At 73.6% G+C, this 22786-nt stretch carries 23 protein-coding genes; 10 read left to right on the top strand and 13 right to left on the bottom strand.

Going from position 1 to position 22786, the window contains the following annotated elements; genetic code table 11:
- Nucleotides 1-337: 337 nt before the first annotated feature.
- Both E1291_RS19570 and E1291_RS19565 read left to right on the top strand, forming a co-directional pair.
- Complete coding sequence (locus tag E1291_RS19570) at nt 338-946, top strand: TetR/AcrR family transcriptional regulator (protein ID WP_131739276.1); 609 nt, start codon at nt 338-340, stop codon at nt 944-946.
- An 82-nt stretch (nt 947-1028) separates the two neighbouring features.
- Complete coding sequence (locus E1291_RS19565) at nt 1029-1658, top strand: LysE family translocator (RefSeq protein ID WP_131739275.1); 630 nt, start codon at nt 1029-1031, stop codon at nt 1656-1658.
- A 109-nt stretch (nt 1659-1767) separates the two neighbouring features.
- On the opposite strand, the gene E1291_RS19560 is transcribed toward E1291_RS19565, so the two are convergent.
- Nucleotides 1768-4539, bottom strand: a complete 2772-nt coding sequence (locus E1291_RS19560; RefSeq protein ID WP_242614248.1) for a D-alanyl-D-alanine carboxypeptidase family protein — start codon at nt 4537-4539, stop codon at nt 1768-1770.
- Between the two features lie 291 nt (nt 4540-4830).
- Here E1291_RS19560 and E1291_RS19555 point away from each other — a divergent pair, with 291 nt between their 5' ends.
- The 3 genes from E1291_RS19555 (at nt 4831) to E1291_RS44660 (ending at nt 6988) form a co-directional block, all read left to right on the top strand.
- On the top strand, nt 4831-5448 hold the full coding sequence (locus E1291_RS19555) for an RNA polymerase sigma factor (protein WP_131739274.1): 618 nt from the start codon (nt 4831-4833) through the stop codon (nt 5446-5448).
- Entirely contained in the window at nt 5445-6473 is a 1029-nt protein-coding gene (locus E1291_RS19550; RefSeq protein WP_131739273.1) for an LCP family protein, read from the top strand. Before E1291_RS19555 ends, E1291_RS19550 begins: the two co-directional genes overlap by 4 nt.
- Nucleotides 6474-6568: 95 nt before the next feature.
- The gene (locus E1291_RS44660) at nt 6569-6988 is read left to right on the top strand and encodes a CBS domain-containing protein (RefSeq protein WP_131739272.1); all 420 of its coding nucleotides are present in this window, start codon (nt 6569-6571) and stop codon (nt 6986-6988) included.
- 22 nt (nt 6989-7010) lie between these two features.
- Here the strand turns inward: E1291_RS44660 and E1291_RS19540 are convergent, their stop codons facing one another.
- Entirely contained in the window at nt 7011-8174 is a 1164-nt protein-coding gene (locus tag E1291_RS19540; RefSeq protein WP_131739271.1) for an aminotransferase class V-fold PLP-dependent enzyme, read from the bottom strand.
- A gap of 199 nt (nt 8175-8373) precedes the next feature.
- Between E1291_RS19540 and E1291_RS19535 the strand changes: the two genes are divergently transcribed.
- Entirely contained in the window at nt 8374-10257 is a 1884-nt protein-coding gene (locus E1291_RS19535) for an ABC transporter ATP-binding protein (RefSeq protein WP_131739270.1), read from the top strand.
- A 180-nt stretch (nt 10258-10437) separates the two neighbouring features.
- On the opposite strand, the gene E1291_RS19530 is transcribed toward E1291_RS19535, so the two are convergent.
- The 5 genes from E1291_RS19530 to E1291_RS19510 form a co-directional block, all read right to left on the bottom strand.
- A complete protein-coding gene (locus tag E1291_RS19530; RefSeq protein ID WP_131739269.1) occupies nt 10438-11079 on the bottom strand; it encodes a hypothetical protein in 642 nt (213 codons plus the stop codon).
- Nucleotides 11076-11654, bottom strand: coding sequence for an RNA polymerase sigma factor (locus tag E1291_RS19525; RefSeq protein WP_131739268.1), 579 nt, complete (start codon nt 11652-11654; stop codon nt 11076-11078). Before E1291_RS19525 ends, E1291_RS19530 begins: the two co-directional genes overlap by 4 nt.
- Nucleotides 11655-11762: 108 nt before the next feature.
- On the bottom strand, nt 11763-12242 hold the full coding sequence (locus E1291_RS19520) for an SRPBCC family protein (RefSeq protein ID WP_131739267.1): 480 nt from the start codon (nt 12240-12242) through the stop codon (nt 11763-11765).
- Nucleotides 12239-12547: an ArsR/SmtB family transcription factor gene (locus tag E1291_RS19515; RefSeq protein WP_131739266.1), complete on the bottom strand. Its 309-nt coding sequence runs from the start codon at nt 12545-12547 to the stop codon at nt 12239-12241. The genes E1291_RS19520 and E1291_RS19515 overlap by 4 nt, the downstream gene beginning before the upstream one ends.
- Nucleotides 12544-12909, bottom strand: coding sequence for a VOC family protein (locus tag E1291_RS19510; protein WP_131739265.1), 366 nt, complete (start codon nt 12907-12909; stop codon nt 12544-12546). The genes E1291_RS19515 and E1291_RS19510 overlap by 4 nt, the downstream gene beginning before the upstream one ends.
- Before the next feature lie 144 nt (nt 12910-13053).
- On the opposite strand from E1291_RS19510, the gene E1291_RS19505 reads away from it, so the two are divergent.
- Nucleotides 13054-13974, top strand: coding sequence for an NADP-dependent oxidoreductase (locus E1291_RS19505; RefSeq protein ID WP_131739264.1), 921 nt, complete (start codon nt 13054-13056; stop codon nt 13972-13974).
- Between the two features lie 6 nt (nt 13975-13980).
- On the opposite strand, the gene E1291_RS19500 is transcribed toward E1291_RS19505, so the two are convergent.
- Both E1291_RS19500 and E1291_RS19495 read right to left on the bottom strand, forming a co-directional pair.
- On the bottom strand, nt 13981-14913 hold the full coding sequence (locus E1291_RS19500; RefSeq protein WP_131739263.1) for a hypothetical protein: 933 nt from the start codon (nt 14911-14913) through the stop codon (nt 13981-13983).
- A gap of 8 nt (nt 14914-14921) precedes the next feature.
- Nucleotides 14922-15245, bottom strand: a complete 324-nt coding sequence (locus E1291_RS19495) for a PadR family transcriptional regulator (protein ID WP_131739262.1) — start codon at nt 15243-15245, stop codon at nt 14922-14924.
- 148 nt (nt 15246-15393) lie between these two features.
- Here E1291_RS19495 and E1291_RS19490 point away from each other — a divergent pair, with 148 nt between their 5' ends.
- Nucleotides 15394-16461: an RNA polymerase subunit sigma-70 gene (locus E1291_RS19490; RefSeq protein ID WP_131739261.1), complete on the top strand. Its 1068-nt coding sequence runs from the start codon at nt 15394-15396 to the stop codon at nt 16459-16461.
- A 30-nt stretch (nt 16462-16491) separates the two neighbouring features.
- The gene (locus E1291_RS19485; protein WP_207400816.1) at nt 16492-17928 is read left to right on the top strand and encodes an MFS transporter; all 1437 of its coding nucleotides are present in this window, start codon (nt 16492-16494) and stop codon (nt 17926-17928) included.
- 19 nt (nt 17929-17947) lie between these two features.
- On the opposite strand, the gene E1291_RS19480 is transcribed toward E1291_RS19485, so the two are convergent.
- From E1291_RS19480 to E1291_RS19465, 4 genes are read right to left on the bottom strand one after another with little or no spacing between them, the layout of a single operon-like run.
- The gene (locus E1291_RS19480; protein ID WP_131739260.1) at nt 17948-18844 is read right to left on the bottom strand and encodes an ROK family protein; all 897 of its coding nucleotides are present in this window, start codon (nt 18842-18844) and stop codon (nt 17948-17950) included.
- Complete coding sequence (locus E1291_RS19475; protein WP_131739259.1) at nt 18841-19704, bottom strand: carbohydrate ABC transporter permease; 864 nt, start codon at nt 19702-19704, stop codon at nt 18841-18843. Before E1291_RS19475 ends, E1291_RS19480 begins: the two co-directional genes overlap by 4 nt.
- Nucleotides 19701-20648 (bottom strand): carbohydrate ABC transporter permease, encoded by a 948-nt coding sequence (locus E1291_RS19470; protein ID WP_242614247.1) that lies wholly within the window; start codon nt 20646-20648, stop codon nt 19701-19703. The genes E1291_RS19475 and E1291_RS19470 overlap by 4 nt, the downstream gene beginning before the upstream one ends.
- Entirely contained in the window at nt 20649-21899 is a 1251-nt protein-coding gene (locus tag E1291_RS19465) for an extracellular solute-binding protein (RefSeq protein ID WP_131739258.1), read from the bottom strand.
- A 706-nt stretch (nt 21900-22605) separates the two neighbouring features.
- Between E1291_RS19465 and E1291_RS43310 the strand changes: the two genes are divergently transcribed.
- A partial coding sequence (locus E1291_RS43310) for a hypothetical protein (RefSeq protein ID WP_207400815.1) occupies nt 22606-22786 on the top strand: 181 nt, incomplete at its 3' end.

The raw sequence follows: 22786 nt of genomic DNA, 5'->3' as shown, positions 1-22786 counted from the left end.
ACGGTCCTCCCGGCCGAGCTCGACGTCGCCCGGCCTCTTCCGGCCACGCCGGAGCTCGCTTCGGCCCCGCCTTCCCCGGATCCGCCCGCACGGACTTTCCGGTCTTTCCGGTGTCCACGACGGCCGGAAGGACCTCACGGGCTGGTCCGGCGTCCGGGCACGGACGGCCTGGCCTTGAGAGCGAGCCCCCGTCCCGCGTCAGGGGGAGGACTGCGACGGGCGCCGGGCCGGTCTCCCGTAGGGGGACGACCTCCCACATCGCCCTGAACCGAGCGGAGCGGCCAGCGAATCGGCGGCGGGTGCGGAACAATGGGGGCGGCCACAGCGAGGAGGCGTTTTGAGCGGCGATGCGCGGTTCACCGTCACGCGGACGCTGACCAGGGACCAGCAGGCCCGGCGGCACCGGCTGATCGACGCGGCCCGCGAGCTGGCGCTCGACGGCGGCTATCCCGCCGTCACCATGCACGACGTCGCCGACCGCGCCGGAGTCGCCCGCGCGACCGTCTACCGCTACTTCGCCACCAAGGACCACCTGCTCACCGAGGTCGCCGCGACCTGGGCGCAGCGCGCCACCCGCGACATCGACGCGCTCGCGGCCGGCGACACCCCGGCCGAGCGGCTCACCGCGCTGCTGGAGCGGCTCGTGTACGTCGCGGCGGGCGAGCCCGCCCTCACCTCCGCCATCGTGCAGGCCGTGACCCGCGGTGACCCCAGCGTGGACGACGCCCGCACCGCGCTGTTCCTGTCGGCGCGCGACCGGCTGTCCGCCGCGGTCGGCGAGCCGGTGCCCGCGCGCGACGACGTGGCGGTCGTCCTCGGTCACGTCCTGCTCGCCGCGATGGTCAGCCTGGCCTCGCTGCACCGACCCGCCGACGAGGTCGCCGCGGTGGTCCGCACGTCCGGCCGGCTGGTGCTCGCGGGCGCGCGGGCGACGGCGGCGTCCTGACACGGGCCGCCCGATTGGTCCTGGCATCGCGGCCCCGATTGGCCCTCCCAGGGTGGACCATCGGCGCCGTAGCGTACCTCCGGTGACGAATCCGCTGCTCTTCCTGCTGGCGACGCTGACGCTGGTCGCCATTCCCGGCCCCAACCACCTGTACATCACCACCCGCGCCGTCGGGGAGGGCCGCCGCGCGGGGATCGCGTCCGCGTTCGGCGTCGAGACCGGGACGCTCGTGCACATCGCCGCGGCCGCCGCCGGGCTGTCGGCGGTCGTCGCCGCGTCCGCCACCGCGTTCGGCTTCCTGCGCTACGCGGGCGCCGCCTACCTGTTCTTCCTCGCCTACCGGACGTTCCGCGCCGGCGACGGCGAGGACGAGCCACGGCTGCGGCCCCGGCCGCTCCACCGCGTCTACCTCGACGGCGTGCTGGTGAACGTCCTCAACCCCAAGGTCGTGCTGTTCTTCCTCGCCTTCCTGCCGCAGTTCGTGGACCAGGACGCCGGTCGCGTGCCGCTCCAGATCGCCGTGATGGGCGTCGTCCTGGTGCTGGTCGGCCTGCTGAGCGACATCGTGTACGCGCTCGCCGCCGGGTCGATCGGCACGTGGCTGCGCGAGCGCCCCGCCTTCCGGCGGCGGCAGCGGTACGCGACCGGCCTCGTCTACGCGGGCCTCGGCGCCGCCGCCGCGCTCGCCGGGCCGAGCGCCCGGCGCACCTGAGCGGCCACGCCGGCGGCGGTCTCCCCGACCCGGCACGCGTCCGGCCGCACGGCCCGGCGTCGCGCCCCGCCCGGGGTCGCGTCCGGCCGGGCGGTACGGCCGGGGAAGGTCAGCCGAGGCGCGTCAGCCGCTTGAGCGGTGACGGCCCGCCGAGCGTCCCGTCCAGTTCGAGGGGGACCTTGCCCGCGCCGGTCGTGACGGCGCCGGCCCGGTCACCGCGCCCGCCGGTCCGGGGCGGGTCGCCCTCGACCCCGACCGGCACGGTCAGCCCGGGCCAGCCGACCACGGTCACGTTGGACGCGGCGCGCAGCGGCGCTCCGCCGCCGAGCCCGTCGTCCACCCGGCCGACCCGCGCGCCCGCCCGCGCCAGCGTCACCGCCGTCAGCGACGACTCCGCCGCCGCGACCAGCTGCCCCCCGGCGGTGACCGCGGCCATGGCGCTCGTGGACCGCTGGCCCATCACCGCGCCCACGATCAGCGTCGGCACGCCCGCCACCCGCTTGCGCGCCGCGAACACGAAGTTGCCGCCGGCCGCGTCGGTGTAGCCGGTCTTGCCGCCCACCACGCCGTACTGCCCCAGCAGGATGTTCCCGCCCGGCCGCGCCGCGCCGCCGCCTTCGGGGACATAGGCCCGGTTGTTCACGATCTCCGCGAACGCCGGGACGTCCATCGCCGCGCGCAGCAGCTTCACCTGGTCGGCCGCGGTGCTCACCGTCCCGGAGTCGTAGCCGCTCGGATCGGTGTAGGTGGTGTTCGTCATCCCCAGCGAGCGCGCGGTGGCGTTCATCTTCGCCACGAACGCGGGCTCGTTCCCCACGTCCCACCGGGCCAGCTCGTGCGCCACGTCGTTCGCGGAGATGATCATCAGGGCCTCGAGGAACTTGCGCTGGGGGAGGCGCTGGCCCGCGGTCACCCCGAGCAGCGACTCCCCGCGCTTGCGCCGCGCCGGGATCTGCGCCGCCGCCTGCGGCGACACCGTCAGCACCGGCCCCGGCTCGCCCGCCCGCAGCGGATGGTCGCGCAGGTAGACGTAGGCCGTCATCACCTTCGCCACGCTCGCCGTCGGCGTGGGCGCCGACCCCCCGGACGCCCCCATCGTCCCGAGCCCGTCAACGGTGACGACCGACTGGCCCTGCGCGGGCCACGGCAGCGTGGGCGCCGCGCCAGGGAACTTGTGCGCGGACGTCCCGATCGTCAGCTTGACGGCAGGGTCCGGGACGGGCCGCACGAACTGTGCCACCACGGCGCCCACCACCAGCACGAGCACGACGAGGACGGAGATCAGTCCCCGCCGCCGCTTGCCGCGAGGCCGGTGCGCCCCGGCTCCGGCCCTGGGGGGCGCGGGTGTCGCGGGTCGCGCGGGAGGCGCACCCGCCTGCCCTTCCCAGGGCACCGTCCACTGTCCGGAGGATCGCGTTCCCGGATGTCCGGGCGCCTCCGTTCCGGCCCACTCGTCCGCGTGCGGCGCCGCCGCCTCCCACGGCCCGGCGGGCGCGCGCTGCTCACCTTGCGGGGGCGCGCTCCGGCCGGGCGCGAGCGCCTGAGGCAGGGCGGCCTCCCAGGGCCCTGCCGGGGCCTGGGGCTCGTGGCGAGGCGCGGCCTGCTCGGGCGGGGTCTGCTGGGGTGGTGCCTCGGGCAGGGCGGCTTCCCAGGGACCCGCCGGGGCTTGAGGCTCGTGGCGAGGCGCGACCTGTTCGCGCCGGGTCTGTTGGGGTGGCGCCTGGGGCAGGGCAGCTTCCCACGGTCCCGCCGGGGCCTGGGGCTCGTGGCGAGGCGCGACCTGTTCGCGTGGGGTCTGTTGGGGTGGTGCCTGGGGCAGGGCGGCTTCCCAGGGACCCGCCTGTACTGGGGGTTCAGGATGGGGCGCGACCTGTTCCGGCGGGGCCTGCGGCAGAGCGGCTTCCCAGGGGCCCTCCCGGCGCGGGGCCGGCTCGGGCTCGGATTCCCAGGACCCGGTGGGTGCTGGGAGGTCGTGCTCCGGTGACGCCTGCTCTGCGGGGACGTCCCGCTCCTGGACGGGCTCGGCCGTCCACGCGCCCGCCGACGCCGACGCCTGCTCGGGCCCGGGCGCCCGGGACTCGGCGAGCATCTGCTCCCATTGGTCCAGGTCAGGGGCGGTGTGCTCCGGCTCGCTCTCCTGGGGTTCGGCGGGTTCGGGCGGCGCCTGGCCGGCCTCCGCGGGCGACGGGACGCCTTCGGCATCCGCTGGTTCGTCCGGTGGCGGTTCCACCTGCGCGCCCGGCTCGGTCGCGTCCTCGTCCTCGTACTCCGCGGCCGGTGCGGAAGGCGCCAGGGGAGTGGCCTCCCAGCGCCCCGCGGCTCCCGCCGGACGCTCCGGAGCGGCGGAGACGGGTGGGACCTCGGCGGCTTCCTCGGCGGGCCGGGCTTCGGCGGCCTGCTCTGCAACGGCCTGCTCTTCGGTGGCCTGCTCTTCGACGGCCCGGGACTCGGCGTCCGGCTCCGCGTCCTCGGCCGCGCCGCCCGCGGACTCGTCCTCGCCGCCGGGCTCGGGCTCGGCCTTGGCGGGCAGGGGGATGTCGCGAACGGTGGGCGTGGCCGACGGGCGGACGGAGATGTCCGGCCTGGTCAGCGCGGCGGCCCTGGCGGCGGACGGCTCGTCGGGGCCGCCCCGCGTCGCGGCGGGAGCCGCGTCCGGCTCGGTGGGCCCCGGGACACGGAACTCGGCCGTGGCGGTTCGCACGGGCTCGGGTTCCGGCGCGCGGGACGGCTCGTCCTCCGCGATCACACCGGTGGCGTCCACGGCGGAATCGCCGGTGGTCTCCTCCGCCGTGTCCGGGGCGTCCGTCACGCCGGAGGCGGGCTCGTCCCGGGGAGGCTCCGTGCGGTCCGCGTGCTCCGGTTCCCGCTGGGCGTCGTCCACGGCCAGACCCTCCTCGATTCGCCTCGACCCGCGGACGGAGCGGTCTCGCCCGGCTCGCGCCGTCCCGGCGCGGCCGACCCGAGGCGCCGTCCCCACCTGCGCGGTCGTCCCCCCGCACAGTCAATCCCCGTCCACCCCGGAGGATGCGCAGTTTAGCGGGAAGGTTCGCTTCGTTATGCATTAGTGATCATGGCATGGGGCCTGCCCGTGAACCCGGGCCGGGGGTTGTGGAGAGACACCGGACAACACGTCCTCGACGGGAAGGCCGGTCCGCATGCCATGGTTCCCTCAATGACCGCACCCCCAGCCGGTGCCCGCGCCGCGGGCGCGGCCCCCGACCGGGCGGTGGGGGAGTGCGACGCCGATCTCGTCGCGCGGTCGCTCGACGACCCCGAGGCGTTCGCGGCGCTGTTCGACCGGTACGCGGCGATGCTGTACCGGTACGTGTCCCGGCGGCTCGGCCCGGAGTCGGCCGAGGACGTCGTCGGCGACACCTTCCTGGCGGCGTTCAGCAAACGGCACCGGTACGACCAGGCGCATCGGGACGCGCGGCCATGGCTGTTCGGCATCGTGACGAAGCTGGTGTCCCGGCACCACCGCAGCGAGGCGGCCCGCTACCGGGCGCTGCGCCGCAGCCCGGTGGACGGGCCGCAGGAGGGGCCGGCCGAGCGCGTGGAGGCCGGGGTGACGGCGACGGCGGTACGACCGCTGCTGGCCGAGGCGCTCGCCAAGCTGTCCCGCCGGGATCTGGACGTCCTGCTGTTGTTCGCGTGGGGCGACCTCACGTACGAGGAGGTGGCGCAGGCCCTCGGCATCCCCGTCGGGACGGTTCGCTCGCGCCTGAACCGGGCCCGCCGCAAGGTGCGCGCGACCCTCGGTGACACCAATCCGATGCGTGAGGAGGCATGACCGTGGACGACCTGGAACTCCTCCGCGGCCTCGGCCGGGAACTGGAGCACGAGCCGCCGGGCTCGCTCGTCCGGCAGCGGGGGCGGTTGGAGGACGCGCCGAGGAGGCGGGGGCGTGGCCACCGGCCGCCGGGCCGGTGGCCTCTCCTCGGCGCGGTGGCGGCGGTGACGGCGGCGCTGGTCCTGGTCCCCGCCGCCCTGTTGCACGCGGGCGACCCGAGAGTGGGTCGCACGGCCCACCCGTTCGCGCCCGGGAGTGAGAAGCCCCTCAACGTGCTGCTCCTGGGCTCTGACACACGGGCCGAGGGAGGGCGTTCGGACACGATCGTCCTGCTCCATTTGCCCGCGGACCGTAAGGGGGCGCGGGTGGTGAGCGTCCCCCGGGACCTGCTGGTGCGGATCAAAGCGTGCAAGACGCCGAAGGGGACGCTGACCCTGAGCAGGGAGGTGCCGATCAACGCGGCGTTCGCACTGGGAGGCGCCGACTGTGCCCGCGAGACGGTCGAGTCGGTGACGTCGGTCGAGGTCGACACCACCGTCGTGATCGATTTCGCGGGGTTCCGGGGCATGGTGGACGCCTTGGGCGGCGTGGAGGTGACCCTGCCGGAACCCATCCGCGACCCGAAAAGCGGGACGGCGCTCCTTCCGGGCCGGCAGCGGCTGGACGGCAGGCGGGCCCTGGCCTACGTGCGGGTCCGGTACGGGGTCGGCGACGGCTCGGACCTGTCCCGGATCGGGCGGCAGCAGCGGTTCCTGGCCGCCATGGCGCGGCGGGCCAAGGCCGTCCAGGCGGGGAGCCCGCTCCGGTTCGCGAAGTTCGTCGCCATCGCGTCCGGTTCGGTGTCGACCCGTCCGCGGATGGACGTGGGCGCCATGGAGGCCCTCTTCCGCAGCCTGGGAAGGACCGAACCCGACGCGGTCGCGTTCAACACGCTGCCCGTCCGGATGGCCGCCTCGGATCCGAACCGGATCACCATCGACGCCGCGGGAGCCCAGCGGCTCCTCACCCCCTTCAGGGAGGACTAGAGCGGGCGGGGGCGAGCCGGGGCCGATGAGTGATCCTGGTCGTGCCGGGTAGAGGGCCGTTCGGATCGGCGCGGCGGCGGACGAAGGAGCGAACCATGGCCACGAGGATCCGCGACATCATGACCGGCTCCCCGACGGCGGTGTCCCCCGAGCTGGACCTCGTCACGGTGGCGCGCGCCATGCGCGACGAGGGCATCGGCGCGGTGCTGGTGTCGGACGGCGACGACCTGATGGGGCTCGTCACCGACCGCGACCTGGTGGTCCGGGGCCTGGCCGCGGGCGGCGACCCGGGCGCGACCAGGATCGGCGGCCTGGCCAGCAGCGTCACCGCCACGGTCGGCCCGGACGACCCGCTGGAGAAGGCCGCGCAGATCATGCGCGAGCGGGCCGTCCGCCGGCTCCCGGTGCTGGAGGACGGCCGCCCGGTCGGCATCGTGTCCATCGGCGACCTGGCGATCGAGCGGGACGCGTCCGCGACGCTGGCCGACATCAGCGCCGCCCGCCCGAACACCTGACCCCGGGCCACCGGGCCGGTCGCTAGGGGAGCACCGCCAGGAGGCGCTCCACTTCCTCTTCGGTGTTGTAGTAGTGGACCGAGGCTCGTACGGCCGTCGGGACGGCGCTCGCGTCGTAGCCGTGCGAACCGGGGTTCGTGGTGTAGACGTTGATCCCGCGTTCCGACGCGGCGGCCATGATGGCCTCCGGGGTGTGCCCGTCGATGGTGAAGGTGACGATGCCGGAGGGATGCTCGCCCCGGTCGAGGACGGTCGCGCCGGGACGGGTGGCCAGTTCCGAGCGCAGGACGGCGGCGAGGCCGCGGACGCGGTCCTCGATGGCCTCGATGCCGAGGCGGACGGCGTAGTCGGCGGCGACGCCGAGGCCGATCTGGCCGGCGACGTAGCGTTCCCATGTCTCGAAGCGGCGGGCGTCGTCGCGGACCTCGTAGCCGCCCGACGTCCGCCAGGACGCGGCCAGCAGGTCGAGGAACGGGGGCTCCAGCGTCTTGATGACCTCTTCGCGCACGTAGAGGAAGCCCGTCCCGCGCGGGCCGCGCAGGAACTTGCGGCCCGTCGCCGAGAGCATGTCGCAGCCGATCTCGGCGACGTCGACGGCGAGCTGGCCGACCGACTGGCAGGCGTCCACCAGGTAGAGGGCGCCGTACTCGCGGCACAGCCGGCCGACCTCCACGACCGGGTTGACGAGCCCGTTGTGCGTCGGGATGTGGTTGAGCGAGACCAGCCGCACGTCCCCCTTGGCCAGCTCGGCGGCCAGCGCGTCCAGGGAGAGCGTGCCGTGCGCGTCGTCCGGGATCACCTCGACGCGGGCGCCCTTGTCCGACACCGCCTGCTGGTAGGCGATCGCGTTGCTGGAGTACTCGCTCGTCGTGGTGAGGATGCGGTCGCCCGGCGCGAACGGGACGGAGTAGAAGGCCATGTCCCACGCCCGCGTCGCGTTCTCGACGTAGGCGATCTCGTTCCGGCCGGCGCCGATCAGCCCGGCCACCGCGTCGTAGAAGCGTTCGATGGCCGCCACGTTCCGGTCGGACGCCTCGTACGCGCCGATGGTGTACTCCAGCCTGAACTGCTCCTCGACCGCCTCGATGACCGGGCGGGGCGGGAGCGCGCCGCCCGCGTTGTTGAGGTGCGCCACGTTCGCGCACCCGGGGGTGTCGGTGCGCGCCCTGTCGATGTCGATGCCCACGTGCCGCCCTTCGTTCAGAGCCGTGGCCCCGCCGGAGGGTCCGGGGCCAGAAATGTCGTACCCCTGCGAGAAGCTGGCCACGCGGTGATCGGACGGGCTCTCGGGAGGTTGACCTCAAGCATAGTTGAGGTCACATGATGCTCTTCGGATACCCCTGAAGCGTTTCACGGAGACGGGTCCTCTCAGAGCGGCGGTAACCATGGACATGGAAGTGACCGCGTGGGTCTCCCTGCACCACGCGATGAACGCCCAGGACGACCGCAGGCCGTTCTCTCGCGCGACGTTGCGGCGGATCGGCCGCTTCGCCCGCCCGCACCGGCGCCCGCTGGTCGCCTTCCTGGTGCTCAGCGTGGTGATGGCGGTCCTCGCGGTCGCGACGCCGGTGCTCGCCGGACGCGTCGTCGACGCGATCGTGGACCGGTCGGAGAGCTCCACCGTGGTCCGGCTGGCGGTGCTGATCGCGTTCCTGGCGCTCGCCGAGGGCGGGTTGGGGTTGGCGAACCGGTGGCTGTCGGCCCGCATCGGCGAGGGCCTGATCCTCGACCTGCGGACGGCCGTGTTCGACCACGTGCAGCGCATGCCGGTCGCCTTCTTCACCAGGACGCGCACCGGCGCCCTGGTCAGCCGCCTCAACAACGATGTGATCGGCGCGCAGCGAGCGTTCAGCAACACGCTGTCCGGGGTCGTCAGCAACCTGGTGATGCTCGTCCTGACCTTCGCCGTGATGGTCGGCATCTCCTGGCAGATCACCGTGCTCGCGCTGCTGCTCCTGCCCGTCTTCGTGCTGCCCGCCCGGCGGATGGGCACCCGGCTCGCGCGCCTCGAACGGGAGGCCGCCGCCCATGACGCGGCGATGAGCACGCAGATGACCGAGCGGTTCTCCGCGCCCGGCGCCACCCTGGTGAAGCTGTTCGGCCGGCCCGCCCGGGAGTCCGCGGAGTTCGCCGCGCGGGCCCGCCGCGTCCGCGACATCGGCGTCCGCACGGCGATGGTGCAGCACGTCTTCATCACCGCGCTGACCATGGTGTCGGCGCTGGCGCTCGCGCTCGTCTACGGGCTGGGCGGCTGGTTCTCGCTGCGCGGAAGCCTGGACGCGGGCGCGGTCGTCTCGCTGGCGCTGCTGCTCACCCGGCTGTACGCCCCGCTGACGGCCCTCGCCAGCGCGCGCGTCGAGGTGATGAGCGCCCTGGTGAGCTTCGAGCGCGTCTTCGAGGTGCTCGACCTGAAGCCGCTGGTCGCCGAGAGGCCCGGTGCCCGCACCGTCCCGGAGGGGCCCGTCGCCGTCGAGTTCGACGACGTCCGCTTCGGCTACCCGTCCGCCGACAAGGTGTCCCTGGCGTCGCTGGAGGAGGTCGCCACCCTCGACACCCGCGGCGGCGTCGAGGTGCTGCACGGCGTGTCGTTCCGCGCCGAGCCCGGCCAGATGGTGGCGCTCGTCGGCTCGTCCGGAGCGGGCAAGTCGACCATCGCGCAGCTCCTCCCGCGCCTGTACGACGCCGACTCCGGGGCCGTCCGGCTCGGTGGCGTCGACGTCCGCGACCTGAGCTTCGACGCCATTCGCGACACCCTCGGCATGGTCACCCAGGACGGGCACCTGTTCCACGAGTCGATCCGCGACAACCTGCTGCTCGCCCGGCCCGAGGCCACCGAGGACGACCTCTGGGACGTCCTGCGCCGCGCCCGCCTCGACGCCCTCGTCGAGGGCCTGCCCGACGGCCTGGACACCATCGTCGGCGAGCGCGGCTACCGGCTGTCGGGCGGTGAGCGCCAGCGCCTCACCATCGCCCGCCTCCTGCTCGCCCGCCAGCGCGTGGTCATCCTCGACGAGGCCACCGCCCACCTGGACTCCACCTCCGAGGCGGCTGTCCAGGAGGCACTGGCCGAGGCGTTCGACGGGCGCACCGCCGTGGTGATCGCGCACCGGCTGTCCACCGTCCGGGCCGCCGACCTGATCCTCGTGGTCGAGGCCGGCCGCATCGTCGAGCGCGGAACACACGACGAGCTCCTCGCCGCGGATGGCCGCTACGCCGAGCTGTACCGCACCCAGTTCAGCGACCGCCCCCCGCTGGAGCCGGTCGCCTGACCCGCACACCCGACCACCGTCGGGTCCTGGCGCTCGCCAGGACCCGACGGCGCGGTCACCGGGACGGTTCCGGGGTCGGTCTCTCGTCGCCCCGGGTGTGCGGAGCCTTCATCGGGGGCGCGACGAGCCCGGGACCGTCCGGCACCGGGACGCGGTGGGCGGCCAGTCCCGGCGACGCGGTCACGGGGACGGGGTGGGGGTCGGCTTCTCGATGCCTCCGGGACCCTGGCCCTTCATCGGGGCCGTCTGGACCCCGGGGCCGCCCGGCACCAGCACGCAGGGGCCGATCGGGCCCTGCGCGACCCCGGGCTGCATCACGCGCTGTAGCAACTTGCCGTGTTCGTCCCGCATCGTCCAGATGTTGATCGCCAAGAACTGCCCGGGCCGCAGCCGCCCGGGGTAGATGGTGGTCGCGTTGGGGCCCAGGGCGCCCGGCGGACCGAACACCCCCCCGGCGCGGCCGCCCTGTCGCTCCTCCGGCTGGTCCCGGCACTGCTTGCCGCTGGGGATGGTGGTGACCCTGGCCGGTACGCCGAAGCCGCGCAGCTTCGCCTCGACCTGCTCGGGGTGGTCGAAGTCCCGCCAGTGGACGGCGATGGAACCGTCCGGGCGGCGTTCGACGGCGTTGGCCTTGGCGCCGTCCTCCCCGGTGGCCAGCGGGACGGCGACCGCGATGCCCGCCGCGGCGGCGACGACCGCCCCGGCGAGCGCGAACAGGCGCACCGGCCGGCGGCGCGCCCCGGACGGCCGGCGCTCCGCCACGGCGCGTTCCGCGACGACGCCCTTCAGCTCCACCAGCAGCCTGTCCTCGAACGTGGTCATGCCCCCTCCTTCGCGTATTCGAGCGACCGGCCCGCCTCCGGGACGAGAGCGCGCAGCACCTTGCGCACCCGGTGCATCCGCACCCTGACGGTGACGGGCCGGACGCCGAGCGCCGCCGCGGCCTCCGCGACCGTCAGCCCGTCCACCGCCACCAGCTCCAGCACCGCGCGCACGCCCTCCGGCTGGCCCGCGAGCGCCTCGTAGGTACGCCGGCCCGGGGCCTCGGCGTCGATCCGCTCCTCCAGCCGCGCGATGTCGTCGGCGTCCAGCGGCCGGCGTCCGGCGACCCGGCCGGCCGCGCGGCGCTCCCGCGCGGCCCGCCGCCGCTCGTTGGCCACGACGTTGCGGGCCACCCCGTACAGCCAGCCGATCTCGGTGCCCGCCGCGGGCCGGTAGGTGTGCGCGGAATCGATGACCGCGAGGAACACCTCGGCGGTCAGGTCGGCGGCGGTGTGCGGATCGTCCACCCGGCGGGCGACGAAGCGGCTCACCGCCTCCACATGCCGCCGGTAGAACGCCTCGAACACCGCGGGATCACGTCCCACGGCGGTGAGGCCGTCCTTGGGTTCGGCCATGCGCTCACTCCTTTCGATGCTTCACCCCCACTTGGCTCGGCGCATCGAAAGCGTTTCCTGCGGGCAGCCCACGCCGATCACTCCGGGCCCGTCAGAAGCCGGACCCGATCACGCGGGTTCCGCGAGGACGCGCAGCAGGGACCGCATGACGTGCGAGCGCCAACCGCTGCCCATCCCGCGGAAGGCGTAGGACTGGACGGGGTCGTCCAGGTCGAATCCGGCGTGCCGCACGAACAGCCGGGTGCCGCGCCCCTCCGGCACCAGCCGCCAGGTCACCGTGGTGTCGAGACCGCCTCCGTTCCAGCTGATGCGCAGCAGGCGCTCCTCGTCCAGGTCGAGGACGCGGCACGGGATCGTCCCGTCGAAGCCGGCGGACGGGATCGGGCGGGTGGTGAAGGTGAACCGGTGCCCCACCACGGGCCTGAAGTCGTTCGGCATCAGCCAGCGGCCCAGCAGGGCCGGGTCGGTGAGCGCCCGCCAGACCTTCGCGGGCGGATGCGGCAGGAACTCGTCGACCTCGATCGACGCGTCTTCGTCCTCGTCTTCGGGCCCGGCCCTGTTCTCCGGTGCCCGCCGTTCGGACGTCACAGATCCTCCTCGTCCAGCAGGTCGCGGAGGCCGGCCAGCCTGCTCCGCCAGAACCGCTCGTAGGGCCCGAGCCAGTGCGAGATCTCCCGCAGCGGTTCCGCCTCCAGCCGGTAGAGGCGCAGCCGCCCGCTGCGCCGCTCGCTGACCAGCCCGGCCTCCCGCAGCACCCGCAGGTGCTCGGAGACGCTCGGCCGGCTCATGTCGAAGTGCGCCGCCAGGTCGCCGGCCGAGCGCGGCCCGTCCAGCAGCAGCGCCGTCAGCTCGCGCCGCACCGGGCTCGCCAGCGCCGCGAAGACGTCGGTCATGCGGGCCGGGCCGCCAGGACGATGCCGTTGCCGTCGGGGTCCGACAGCGTGGCCTGCCGCCCCCAGGGCAGGTCCTCCGGCCCCTGGACGTCCACTCCGGCGGCGCGCAGCTCGGCGCAGTCGGCGTCCAGGTCGGACGACTCGAAGATGAGGCCGTGGACGCTTCCCGGCGCCAGGCCGGGCACGTGCCCGGCCAGGACCACCGACGTCTCGGCGCCCCCGGGGGCGAGCTGGAGCCACCGGACGGGCCCGGCCTGCCGGTCCGCCACCACCTCGAACCCGAGCGCTCCGGCGTAGAAGCGCTTCGCGGCGTCCTGGTCGGACACCGGCACCGTCAGCAGCCGCACATGCGTGATGTTCATGCGCCCGACGATACGTAGGAGTTTCCCTACGTGTCAAATGTAGGGAAAATCCTACGCATTGTGCGCCGCGTCCTGACATGCGCGTTTAGCCGTCCGGCCCGGAGGCAGGTTGAGGATGTTCCGCCGACGAAAGTGAGATCGTCCATGCGCGCCGTCACCTACGACTCCTACGCCACCGACAACTCGCGCCTGAAGGTCGGCGAGGTGCCCGAACCGAAGGTCGCGCCGGGCAGCGTGCTGATCGAGGTCCGCGCCGCCGGGGTGAACCCGGTGGACTGGAAGGTCATGGCGGGCGGCCTCGACTCGATGATGGACACCTTCTTCCCGGCCGTCCCCGGCTGGGACGTCGCCGGGGTCGTGCGCGCCGCCGGCCCCGACACCCCGGAGTTCGCGCCGGGCGACGAGGTCATGGCCTACGCGCGCAAGGACGTCGTGCACGCCGGCACGTTCGCCGAGTACGCGACCGTCCCGGCGTCCGCCGTCGCGCTCAAGCCCGCCGTGCTCGACTGGAACCAGGCGGCCGGCCTGCCGCTCGCGGCGATGACGGCGCAGCGGTGCATGGACCGGCTGGAGGCCGGCCGCGACGACGTCGTGCTGGTGCACGCGGCCTCCGGCGGCGTGGGCGGCTTCGCCGTGCAGATCGCGCGGGACCGCGGCGCCCGTGTCATCGGCACCGCGTCCGAGGCGAACCACGACTACCTGCGGGGGCTCGGCGCCGAGCCGGTCGCCTACGGGGACGGCCTGGCCGGCCGTGTCCGGGACCTGGCGCCGGACGGCGTCACGGCGGTCGCCGACTTCGTGGGCGGCCAGCTGGAGACGACGCTCGCGGTGCTGCGCCCCGGCGGCCGCCATGCCTCCGTCGCCGATCCCGGCGTGGAGAAGCACGGCGGCCACTGGATCTGGGTCCGCCCGGACGGGGCGAAGCTGGCCCTGCTCGCCGACCTGGCCGAACGGGACGCGCTCCGGGTCGAGGTGGCGGCCACCTTCCCCTTGGCCGAGGTGGGCGTGGCGTTCGACGCCAGCCGCGCCGGCCACACCCGCGGCAAGCTCGTCATCGTCCCCTGACGGCCCTCAGCGCGCCTCTCGGACTCGCGAGAACCTCGCCGCCGTCGCGACCATGACGAGCACGAGAGCCGGGAGCGTCAGCCAATAGCCGATGCCTTGCAGGCCGTTGGGCGGGTGAACCGCCGCGGCGGCGGCACCGGGCACGACGTACATCGCCGCCGCCAGCGCCCAGCGCGGGCTGCGCGCGAGGGCGGTGGCCCATACCCCGGCCAGCAGGAGGACGCCCTCCAGGCCCGCCCTGGTGAACTGCCAGAAGTCGCCGTACGCTCCTCCGGTGAGTCCGAGAACGCCGTCCGCCGTCCGCCCGGAGGCGTGGGTGAGCAGGGCGGCGGCGATGGGAACCGCCAGCCACCACCAGGGCCGCGTTCGCAGATCATGCCGTCCACGGGCGGCGAGGACCGCGGAACCGGCCAGCAGCAGGCCGTAGGGCGCCAGCGAGCTCCAGTTCCAGTAGGCCGGGCCGTAGAAAGACCCCCAGCTCGCCGCTTCGGACCCGAACATCATGGCCCGAGCGGTGGAGAAGGCGATGGCCAGCGCCAAGGGCAGGGACGCGATCGCCCAGCCGCGCAGCAGCGCCAGCACCATGAGCGCGGAGACGCCCAGCCACGGCATGGACGCCCGGTCGCCGATGCCGTAGGCCAGGTTCGCGAGGGCCAGCGCCAGCATCCCGAGTTGCACGCCGTCGGCCCACCAGGGCGCGGGCTCGTCGGCGGACTTCCGGAACCGGGCGGCGAAGCCCGCGGTCACGAGCCCGGCCGTCTCCCGCGGCGAGGGGACGCGGCGGGCGGGACCGGCCATCAGGGTGCCGATGACCTCGGCGCCGTACTCCCCGCGGTGCCCGGCCGGGAACGCCCGCAGGAACATCCGGTACCAGCGCTCGGTGAGGGCGGCCGCCCAGCCCTCGCCCGTTCCCATGGCGGCGCCCACGCCGGCGCTCATGTCCGCGCTCATGCCTGCGCCGTCCGCGCCGCCGGAGCGATCCGCGCCGTGACCACCCGGGCGGCCCGCTCCATCCGCGCCGCCTCCCGGGTGACGGCCGCGTGCCCGTCCTCGGTCAGGCGGTAGTAGCGGCGGGGCCGGCCCCGCACCGTCTCCTCGCGGTCCACGGCGATCAGTCCCTCGCCCGTCAGCCGGTCGAGGGCCCCGTACAGGGTGCCGACGGCGAGCCGCACCCGTCCGCCGGACAGGTCCCCGGCCCGCTTGATGATCCCGTAGCCGTGCGAGGGGCCGTCGAGCAGGGCCGCCAGCAGGTAGTACACCGGCTCACTCATGATCGGATTTCGTTTCACTCGGCCCACGATATATCGGTGGACGAAGTATGGGAAGGGGGCGGGCCCGCCGCGCGGTCGCGGGGCGACCATTTTCCGGTTCCGCCGGTGTCCATCACTTTGAGAGGGACCACGGGAGAAAGGGGCCACCATGCGAGGGATCTCGCCGCCCGGGGAGCCCGGCGCCGCGTCCGCCGAGCGCGCGGCGGACGACCTGCTGGCGCTGGCGCGCGACGGTGACGGCGAGGCGTTCCGCGGGCTCGTCGAGCCCTACCGGCGCGAGCTCCAGCTGCACTGCTACCGCATCCTCGGCTCGGTCCAGGACGCCGAGGACCTCCTCCAGGAGACGCTGCTGGCGGCCTGGCGCGGCATCGGCGGATACGAGCGCCGCGCGTCCGTGCGGACCTGGCTGTACCGGATCGCGACCAACCGCTGCCTCAACGCGCTGCGGGCCGACGCCCGCCGCCCGCACGAACGGGCGCCCCACCGGACGGAGGTCGCGCTGCCGGAGCCGTCGCACCGCCGGGCCGAGCCGAGCTGGCTCGAACCCTGCCCGGACGTGCTGCTCGACGAGATCGCCGACCGCGCGCCCGGCCCGGAGGCCCGCTACGAGACGAGGGAGTCGGTGTCGCTGGCGTTCCTCGCCGCGTTGCAGCGGCTGCCGCCGAGACAGCGCGCCGCGCTGGTGCTGCGCGACGTCCTCGGGTTCCGCGCCGCCGAGGCGGCGCACATCCTCGACACGACCGGCGACGCGGTGACCGGCGCGCTGAAGCGGGCACGGGCGGCGCTGGCGGCCGAGCCGCCGGAGCCCGGACCGGGGGACGCGCCGCTGCCGCGCTCGCCGCGGGAGCGCCGGGTCGTGGACGGCTTCACCCGCGCGTTCGAGGCGGGGGACGTCGACGCGGTCGTCGCCCTGCTGACCGACGACGCGTGGCTCACCATGCCGCCCCTGCCTCTGGAGTACCACGGCGCGGACACCGTCGGCCATTTCCTGGCGACGGTCGCGCTCCGCGACGACCGCCGGTACGCGCTGGTCCCCACGCGCGCGAACGGCCAGCCGGCTTTCGGCTGCTACCTGCGGGACCCGCGGACACGGATCCTGCGCGCGCACGGCGTGCTCGTCCTGACCCTGCGCGGCGACCGGATCGCGGCGGTCACGCGGTTCGCCGACAACACCACCCTCCGGGTGTTCGGCCTTCCGCGGTCGCTGCGCGGTTGACCTCCACTCGCTCACGAAGAGGACAGAACGGTGACTGAGAAGACGATGACGTCCAAGCAGGCGTGGGTCCTCGGACTGGCCTCCCTCGCCTCGTTCATGATGGCGCTGGACAGCCTGGTCGTGTCGACGGCGCTGACCACGATACGGCGGGACCTGACGGCGTCGGTCGAGGCGCTCGAATGGACCGTCAACGCCTACAACCTCACTTTCGCGGTGCTGCTGCTGACCGGCGCGGCGCTGGGCGACCGGTTCGGCCGCCGCCGGGTGTTCGCGACCGGGCTGGCGGTGTTCACCCTCGCGTCCACCGCGTGCGCGCTGGCCCCGGACATCGGCACCCTGATCGCGGCGCGGGCGCTGCAGGGCGCCGGCGCGGCGATGGTGCTCCCGCTGTCGCTCACCCTGATCAGCGCCATGTTCCCGCCCCGGCAGCGCGGCCGGGCGATGGGGCTCTACCTGGGCGTCACCGGCCTGGCGACGTTCGGTGGCCCGTTCGTCGGCGGCGTCGTCGCCGAGGGACTGGCCTGGCAGTGGATCTTCTGGCTGAACGTGCCGCTCGGCCTGGTCACGATCGTCCTCACCCTGCGCCGGATCGACGAGGGCGTCGGCCCGAACGACCGCTTCGACCTGGGCGGGGTCGCGCTGGTGACCGCGGGCGCGTTCGGTCTCGTCTGGGGGCTCGTCCGGGGGAACGCGGCGGGGTGGGACAGCGCGGAGGTCCTCGCCGCCCTGGTGCTCGGCGCCGCGCTGGTCGTCGCGTTCGCGGGCTGGGAGCGGCGCACGGCGGCACCCATGCTGCCGATGCGCCTGTTCCGCCTGCGGGCGTTCGCCACCGCCAACCCGGCGAACTTCTGCGTGTTCGCCTCCCTGTACGGCACGCTGTTCTTCCTCGCCCAGTACTTCCAGATCGTCCATGGAGAGGGGCCGCTCGGCGCGGGCCTGCGGCTGATGCCGTGGAGCGCGACGCTGATGGTGTGCGCGCCGATCGCGGGCGCGCTGTCGGACCGGTTCGCCGAGCGGACGTTCGTGGCCGGCGGCCTGCTGGTCCAGGCCGTCGCCATGGGCTGGGTCGCCCTGGTGGCCGGCGCCGACGCCGGCTACCTCGACCTGCTGCCCGCCCTCGTCGCCGGCGGGGCCGGGGTGACCTGCGCCATGCCCGCGGCGCAGCGGGCCGTGGTCGGCTCGGTGCGCCCCGAGGAGATCGGCCGTGCCTCCGGCGCGTTCATGATGCTGCGGATCTTCGGTGGCGTGTTCGGCGTCGCGGTCGCCGTGGCCGTCTTCTCGGCCACGGGCGGCTACGGCTCCGCCGCGGAGTTCGGCGACGGCTTCGCCGCGGCGATGTGGGCGGTCGCCGCGCTGGCGTTCGCCGGTGCCCTCATCGCCCTGGCCATGCCCCCGGGACGCCCCGCCGCGAGCGCGCCGCCCGGAGCCGCGAGCGCGGCGGCCCGTGAGGAGAGCGCTCGCCTCTGAACCGCCGCCGGTGCGGCCGTCAGCCGTCCAGGACGCGGGCGGCCAGCAGGGTCGCGCCGTGGACGGCCGCCTGGTCGCCCAGCTCGGAGTGCCTCAGCGCGGGCGCGGGACGGAACTTCAGGCGTTCCTCTAAGCGCGCGGCCAAGGGGTCGAGGAGGGCGGCGCCGGCCTGGGCGAGGCCGCCGCCGATGACGACGAGGTTCGGGTCGAGGAGGAGTGTGGCGGCCGTGAGACCGTCCGCGAGGCAGTCGAGGGCCTCGTCCCAGACGGCGGCGGCGTCCGCGTCGCCGGTGGCGGCGCGGGCGATGACCCGCTCGGCGGGCAGGGCGAGGCCGGCGCGCTCCTCGTGCCGGCGCGCGACGGCGGCGGCGGAGGCGTAGGTCTCCAGGCAGCCGCGGTTGCCGCAGGCGCAGGCGGCGCCGCCCGGACGGACGACGATGTGGCCGATCTCGCCGCTCCAGCCCCGGGTGCCCGGGTAGGGCACGCCGCCGAGCACGAGCGCGGCGGCGATGCCGGTGCCGATGGCGGTGAACAGGAAGTCGGCGGCGTCGCGGCCCGCGCCGAGGACGGCCTCGGCGAGGCCGCCGGTGCGGACGTCGTGGCCGATGGCGACCGGGACGCCGAGACGTTCGGTGGCCAGGCGCACCATCGGGACGTCCCGCCAGCCGAGGTTGGCGGAGTGGACGGCGACACCCGCCGCCTCGTCCACGATGCCGGGCAGCGCGATGCCCGCCGCGGCGGCGGGGGAGCCGGTGAGCTCCTCCGCGCGCGCGGCGAGGTGGGCGGCGAAGCCGAGGACGCCGCCGACCGGGTCCTCCCGGTCGGTCGGGCACGACTCCGCCGCCAGCACGGTGGTGCCGTCGGCGAGCGCGGCCTTCATGGACGTGCCGCCGACGTCGATGCCGATGAGCGTCACTTGACCGAGCCCGCCGTGAGGCCGCCGATGAGATAGCGCTCGATGAAGACGAACAGGATCACGACGGGCACGATGGCGATCAGGGACGCGGCGAACAGGAACTGCCAGTGCGCCTGGTAGTCGGTGACGAAGGACGGGATCGCGACGGTCAGCGGCTTGCGGTCGGGGGACGCGGTCACCGTGAGGGCCACGATGTACTCGTTCCACGCCGCGATGAAGGTGTAGACGACGGCCGTCACGACGCCCGGCATGGAGATCGGCAGCGTGACGCGGGTGAGCGCGCCGACGCGTCCGGCGCCGTCCAGGAACGCGGCCTCCTCCAGTTCCTTGGGGATGCTGGAGAAGTAGCCGTGCAGGATCCACACGCAGAACGGCAGGTTGAACGCCGCGTTCACGAGGATCAGCGCGACCAGGGTGTCGGTGAGGTCGAGCGCGACCATCTCCCGGTAGATGCCGATGACCAGGGCGGTCGGCGCGAACATCTGCGTGACGAGCACGAGCAGCAGGAACGCGTTGCGGCCGCGGAAGCGGTTGCGGGCGGTGTAGTAGGCGGCGGGCAGCGCGCAGGCCAGGGTCACGACGGTCGCGGCCGCCGCGACCGTCAGCGAGACCCGCAGGTACGTCCAGACGGGCGCGGCCGACCAGACGTCCGTGAAGTTGGACCAGGTCCAGTGGCCGGGCAGGTAGGTGCCCGGCGACTTCGTCAGCTCCTTCTCCGGCTTGAGCGCCGTCACCCCCATCTGGAGGTAGGGCAGGAGGAAGGCCACCGCGACCAGCCAGCCGGTGGCGGTGAGCAGGACCGTCCGGAGCCGGACGGTACGGCGGCGCGCGGCCGCGGGTGGCGCCGAACGCGCGGTCATCGGACCTCCTCCCGCCAGCGCGAGGCGCGCAGGTACAGCAGCACCATGACGAGGATCATCAGGAAGTTGACCACCGCCATCGCGGCGGACTCGCCGACGTTCTGGTCGTAGAACGCGAGCTTGTACATGAACGTGGTGGTGGTGTCGGTGGCGTGCCCGGGGCCGCCCCCGGTCATCGCCCAGATGATGGGGAACGAGTTGAAGACGTTGATCACGTTGATGATGGAGGCGATCAGGATGGCGGGCCGCAGCAGCGGCAGCGTGATCCCGAAGTAGGTGCGGAAGGGACCGGCGCCGTCCACCCGGGCCGCCTCGTAGACGTCCTCGGGGATCGTCTGGAGCCCGGCGAGGATGACGAACGACGCGAACGGCAGCGAGACGAACACCGCGACCCACATCATCCACAGCATCGCGCCGCGGGGATGGGCCAGCCAGTTCTCCGGCTTGTCGATCAGGTGCAGGTCGAGCAGCACCCGGTTGACGACGCCGGAGTAGTTGTCCAGCATCCACTTCCAGATCAGCGACGTCATCAGCACCGACGCCGCCCACGGGACGATGACCGCCCAGCGGACGAGCCGGCGGCCCGGGAAGCGCGCGTTCAGCAACTGGCCGATGGCGAGCGAGAGCACCATCGTCGTGATGACGACGCCGGCGACCCAGCCGACGGTCCGCAGCACGACGGGGACGAGGTCGTCCTCGTCGAACAGGTCGGTGTAGTTGCCGCCGCCGCGGTCGCCGAGCGTCACCCCCGACGAGCTGATCTTCAGCAGCGAGGTGCGGACCATCTCGGCGACGGGCCACAGCACGACGACGGCGATGAGCACGAGGGACGGGCCGAGCCACAGCAGCGGGGTGAGGGCGAGGCCGATCCGGCGGAGGGCGGAGGGCCGGGGCGCCGGGGCGCTGGCCCCGGCGTCCCGTGCCCTGAGCTTGACGTCCTGCACTCAGCCGGCCTTCTCGGCCGTCTCCTGGATCTTGTCCAGGACCTTCTTCGGCTCCGAGCCGGCGACGGACGTGCCGAGGCTCTGCTTGACGGCGCCGGCCACGGAGGTCCACGCGGGGTTGCCGGTCGGCGCGAACTTGGAGGTCGGCAGCGCGTCCACGAACTGCTTCATGTACGGGTCGGAGCTGAGCACGTCACCGGCGGACTTCGTCACCGGGAGGAAGCCCTCCTTGGTGAGGAACTTGGCGGTGTTGTCCTTCTGGTAGAAGAAGTCCAGGAACTTCTGCACCGCCTCCTTGTTCTTGCCGTCGTTCTTCTTGAACGCGGCCAGGACGTCCATGACGCCGAGCGTGTTGTGCTCCGTGCCGCTCTTGCTCGGCAGCGGCGCGACGCCGAACTCCAGGCTCTTGTTGACGGGGTCGATGAAGCTGGCCTTGGTGAACGGGCCGCCGATCGCCAAGCCGATCTTGCCCTGCGCGAACTGGTTGAACACCGTCTTGCGGTCGGTGGTCTCCGGGTTCGGCTGGGTCAGGCCGGACTTGGTGAGGTTCCGCAGGAACGTCAGGGTGTCGACGTTGGCGGGCTGGTTGATCGCCCACTTGCCGGCCGGGTTCACCCAGCCGCCGCCGTTGTTCATGGCCCAGGAGTAGAACTCCGCCTGCGCCTCCTCCGGGCCGAGCGGCAGGCCGTACCCGATCGCGCCGCCCCTCTTGACCTTCTCCGCGTCGGCCTTGACCTCGTCCCAGGTCTTCGGCGCGTCCTTGATCCCGGCCTTGCCGAACAGGGCCTTGTTGTAGAACATCAGCCGCGCGCTGGAGATGAAGGGAAGGCCGTACTGCTCGCCGTTGTACTTCGCCTGCTCGGTGAACGTCGGCGTGAAGTCGCTCAATACCGCCGGCGACACGACTTCGGACGCCTTGTAGATCAGCCCGTCCCGGGCGAAGTCGGAGAACGCGTTGTAGTTGAGGACATCGGGAACCTGCTTCGTCTGGACGTAGGTCTTCACCTTCGCGTCCATCTGCGTCCAGTCGACCATCTCCAGCTGCACCTTGTAGCCGGAGTTCTTGGCCTCGAAGTCCTTGATCAGCCCGTCCCAGAAGGGTTTGGTGTTGTCGCTGTAGATCGCCGCGACGAATTTGATGGTCTTGCCATCGGAGCCGCCGTCGTCCGACGAGCTTCCCTTGCCGCATCCGCTCACGCCGAGGGCCACGCTCAGGCCCGCGGCGAGGGCGCCGATGAGGTGCCGCTTCATCTGTCCCCGCCTTCCCCTGCTTGTGCTGCTTCTCCTGCTCGGCCTGCTCGGCCGGGTCCCCGATCGCCGTCCCGCCCGCGGCCCCCGCGGCCCCCGGCCCGCCGCCGGGCATGGGCGTGCCCCGCCGGACCGCACGGCTTCGCCGATCCCGGGCGGGGCGGCGGAACGCGGTTTTCCGCGCGGCCGTTCCTGGATCGGTCCGCTGGCGAATCCGGTGCGGCAGAAGGGGGTGGGCGTCGATTCGGGCAAGGGCCCATGGCCCATTGGCGCCATCAATGGCGCGCCAATCGGCAAGGCCGCTCGCGGTCGGTGACCGCACTCGGCGACTGGGCGGTCTCGGCCCGCCCGGCTTCCCCCCTTTCGCGCATGAAAAAATGTGCGCGGTGCGAATGCTCACTGAGCACAAACGCGCGTGGCCATGAAGATAAAAGCTGGTCCGTACCAGTACAAGACTTGGGTTATGCAAGAGTCTTAACTGTTATCCGGCGATACCGGGCGGCGCTCCTGGTCCGGTTCGTACGCTGGGGTGGTCTGGTCCAGGTGACAGGACCGTCCCGCCGTTCACTCTGAGCGAACGCACTTCGGGGGGCGAGCCGGACGGCGTCCGGCGGCGCTTCCGGCCTGACCGCTGGGTGGCCTCTGTTTTGCACCTCCTTGTACGGGTAGCCCGGTGCGGTACCCGAGGACGTGACGAGGTGACGAGAACATGAAGGTCCGGACCGGACTCGCCGTCGGCGTCGGCGGCGCGCTCGCCGCCGGCGTCCTCTGGCGGACCGCCCGGGGACGGCTCCGGAGACCGATCCGGGGAGCGGCCCGGCGCGCGATCTCCTCCAACGGCACGTCCGGCCCTCGCTCGACCAGGACCTCCTGGGCCGCTGCCAGGATGC

This window comes from Actinomadura roseirufa, assembly GCF_900659635.1.
Taxonomy (GTDB): Bacteria; Actinomycetota; Actinomycetes; order Streptosporangiales; family Streptosporangiaceae; genus Spirillospora; species Spirillospora roseirufa.
This window is presented reverse-complemented; position numbering and strand designations above follow the sequence as displayed.

What these genes read in the sequence shown, in the direction of transcription:
- E1291_RS19465 (WP_131739258.1), bottom strand. Translation starts at nt 21,899, where the DNA reads ATGAAGCGGCACCTCATCGGCGCCCTCGCCGCGGGCCTGAGCGTGGCC.
- E1291_RS19495 (WP_131739262.1), bottom strand. Translation starts at nt 15,245, where the DNA reads ATGAGTGAGCCGGTGTACTACCTGCTGGCGGCCCTGCTCGACGGCCCC.
- E1291_RS19535 (WP_131739270.1), top strand. Translation starts at nt 8,374, where the DNA reads ATGGACATGGAAGTGACCGCGTGGGTCTCCCTGCACCACGCGATGAAC.
- E1291_RS19515 (WP_131739266.1), bottom strand. Translation starts at nt 12,547, where the DNA reads ATGACCGACGTCTTCGCGGCGCTGGCGAGCCCGGTGCGGCGCGAGCTG.
- E1291_RS19530 (WP_131739269.1), bottom strand. Translation starts at nt 11,079, where the DNA reads ATGACCACGTTCGAGGACAGGCTGCTGGTGGAGCTGAAGGGCGTCGTC.
- E1291_RS19500 (WP_131739263.1), bottom strand. Translation starts at nt 14,913, where the DNA reads ATGAGCGCCGGCGTGGGCGCCGCCATGGGAACGGGCGAGGGCTGGGCG.
- E1291_RS19550 (WP_131739273.1), top strand. Translation starts at nt 5,445, where the DNA reads ATGACCGTGGACGACCTGGAACTCCTCCGCGGCCTCGGCCGGGAACTG.
- E1291_RS19475 (WP_131739259.1), bottom strand. Translation starts at nt 19,704, where the DNA reads ATGACCGCGCGTTCGGCGCCACCCGCGGCCGCGCGCCGCCGTACCGTC.
- E1291_RS19525 (WP_131739268.1), bottom strand. Translation starts at nt 11,654, where the DNA reads ATGGCCGAACCCAAGGACGGCCTCACCGCCGTGGGACGTGATCCCGCG.
- E1291_RS44660 (WP_131739272.1), top strand. Translation starts at nt 6,569, where the DNA reads ATGGCCACGAGGATCCGCGACATCATGACCGGCTCCCCGACGGCGGTG.
- E1291_RS19505 (WP_131739264.1), top strand. Translation starts at nt 13,054, where the DNA reads ATGCGCGCCGTCACCTACGACTCCTACGCCACCGACAACTCGCGCCTG.
- E1291_RS19555 (WP_131739274.1), top strand. Translation starts at nt 4,831, where the DNA reads ATGACCGCACCCCCAGCCGGTGCCCGCGCCGCGGGCGCGGCCCCCGAC.
- E1291_RS19510 (WP_131739265.1), bottom strand. Translation starts at nt 12,909, where the DNA reads ATGAACATCACGCATGTGCGGCTGCTGACGGTGCCGGTGTCCGACCAG.
- E1291_RS19490 (WP_131739261.1), top strand. Translation starts at nt 15,394, where the DNA reads ATGCGAGGGATCTCGCCGCCCGGGGAGCCCGGCGCCGCGTCCGCCGAG.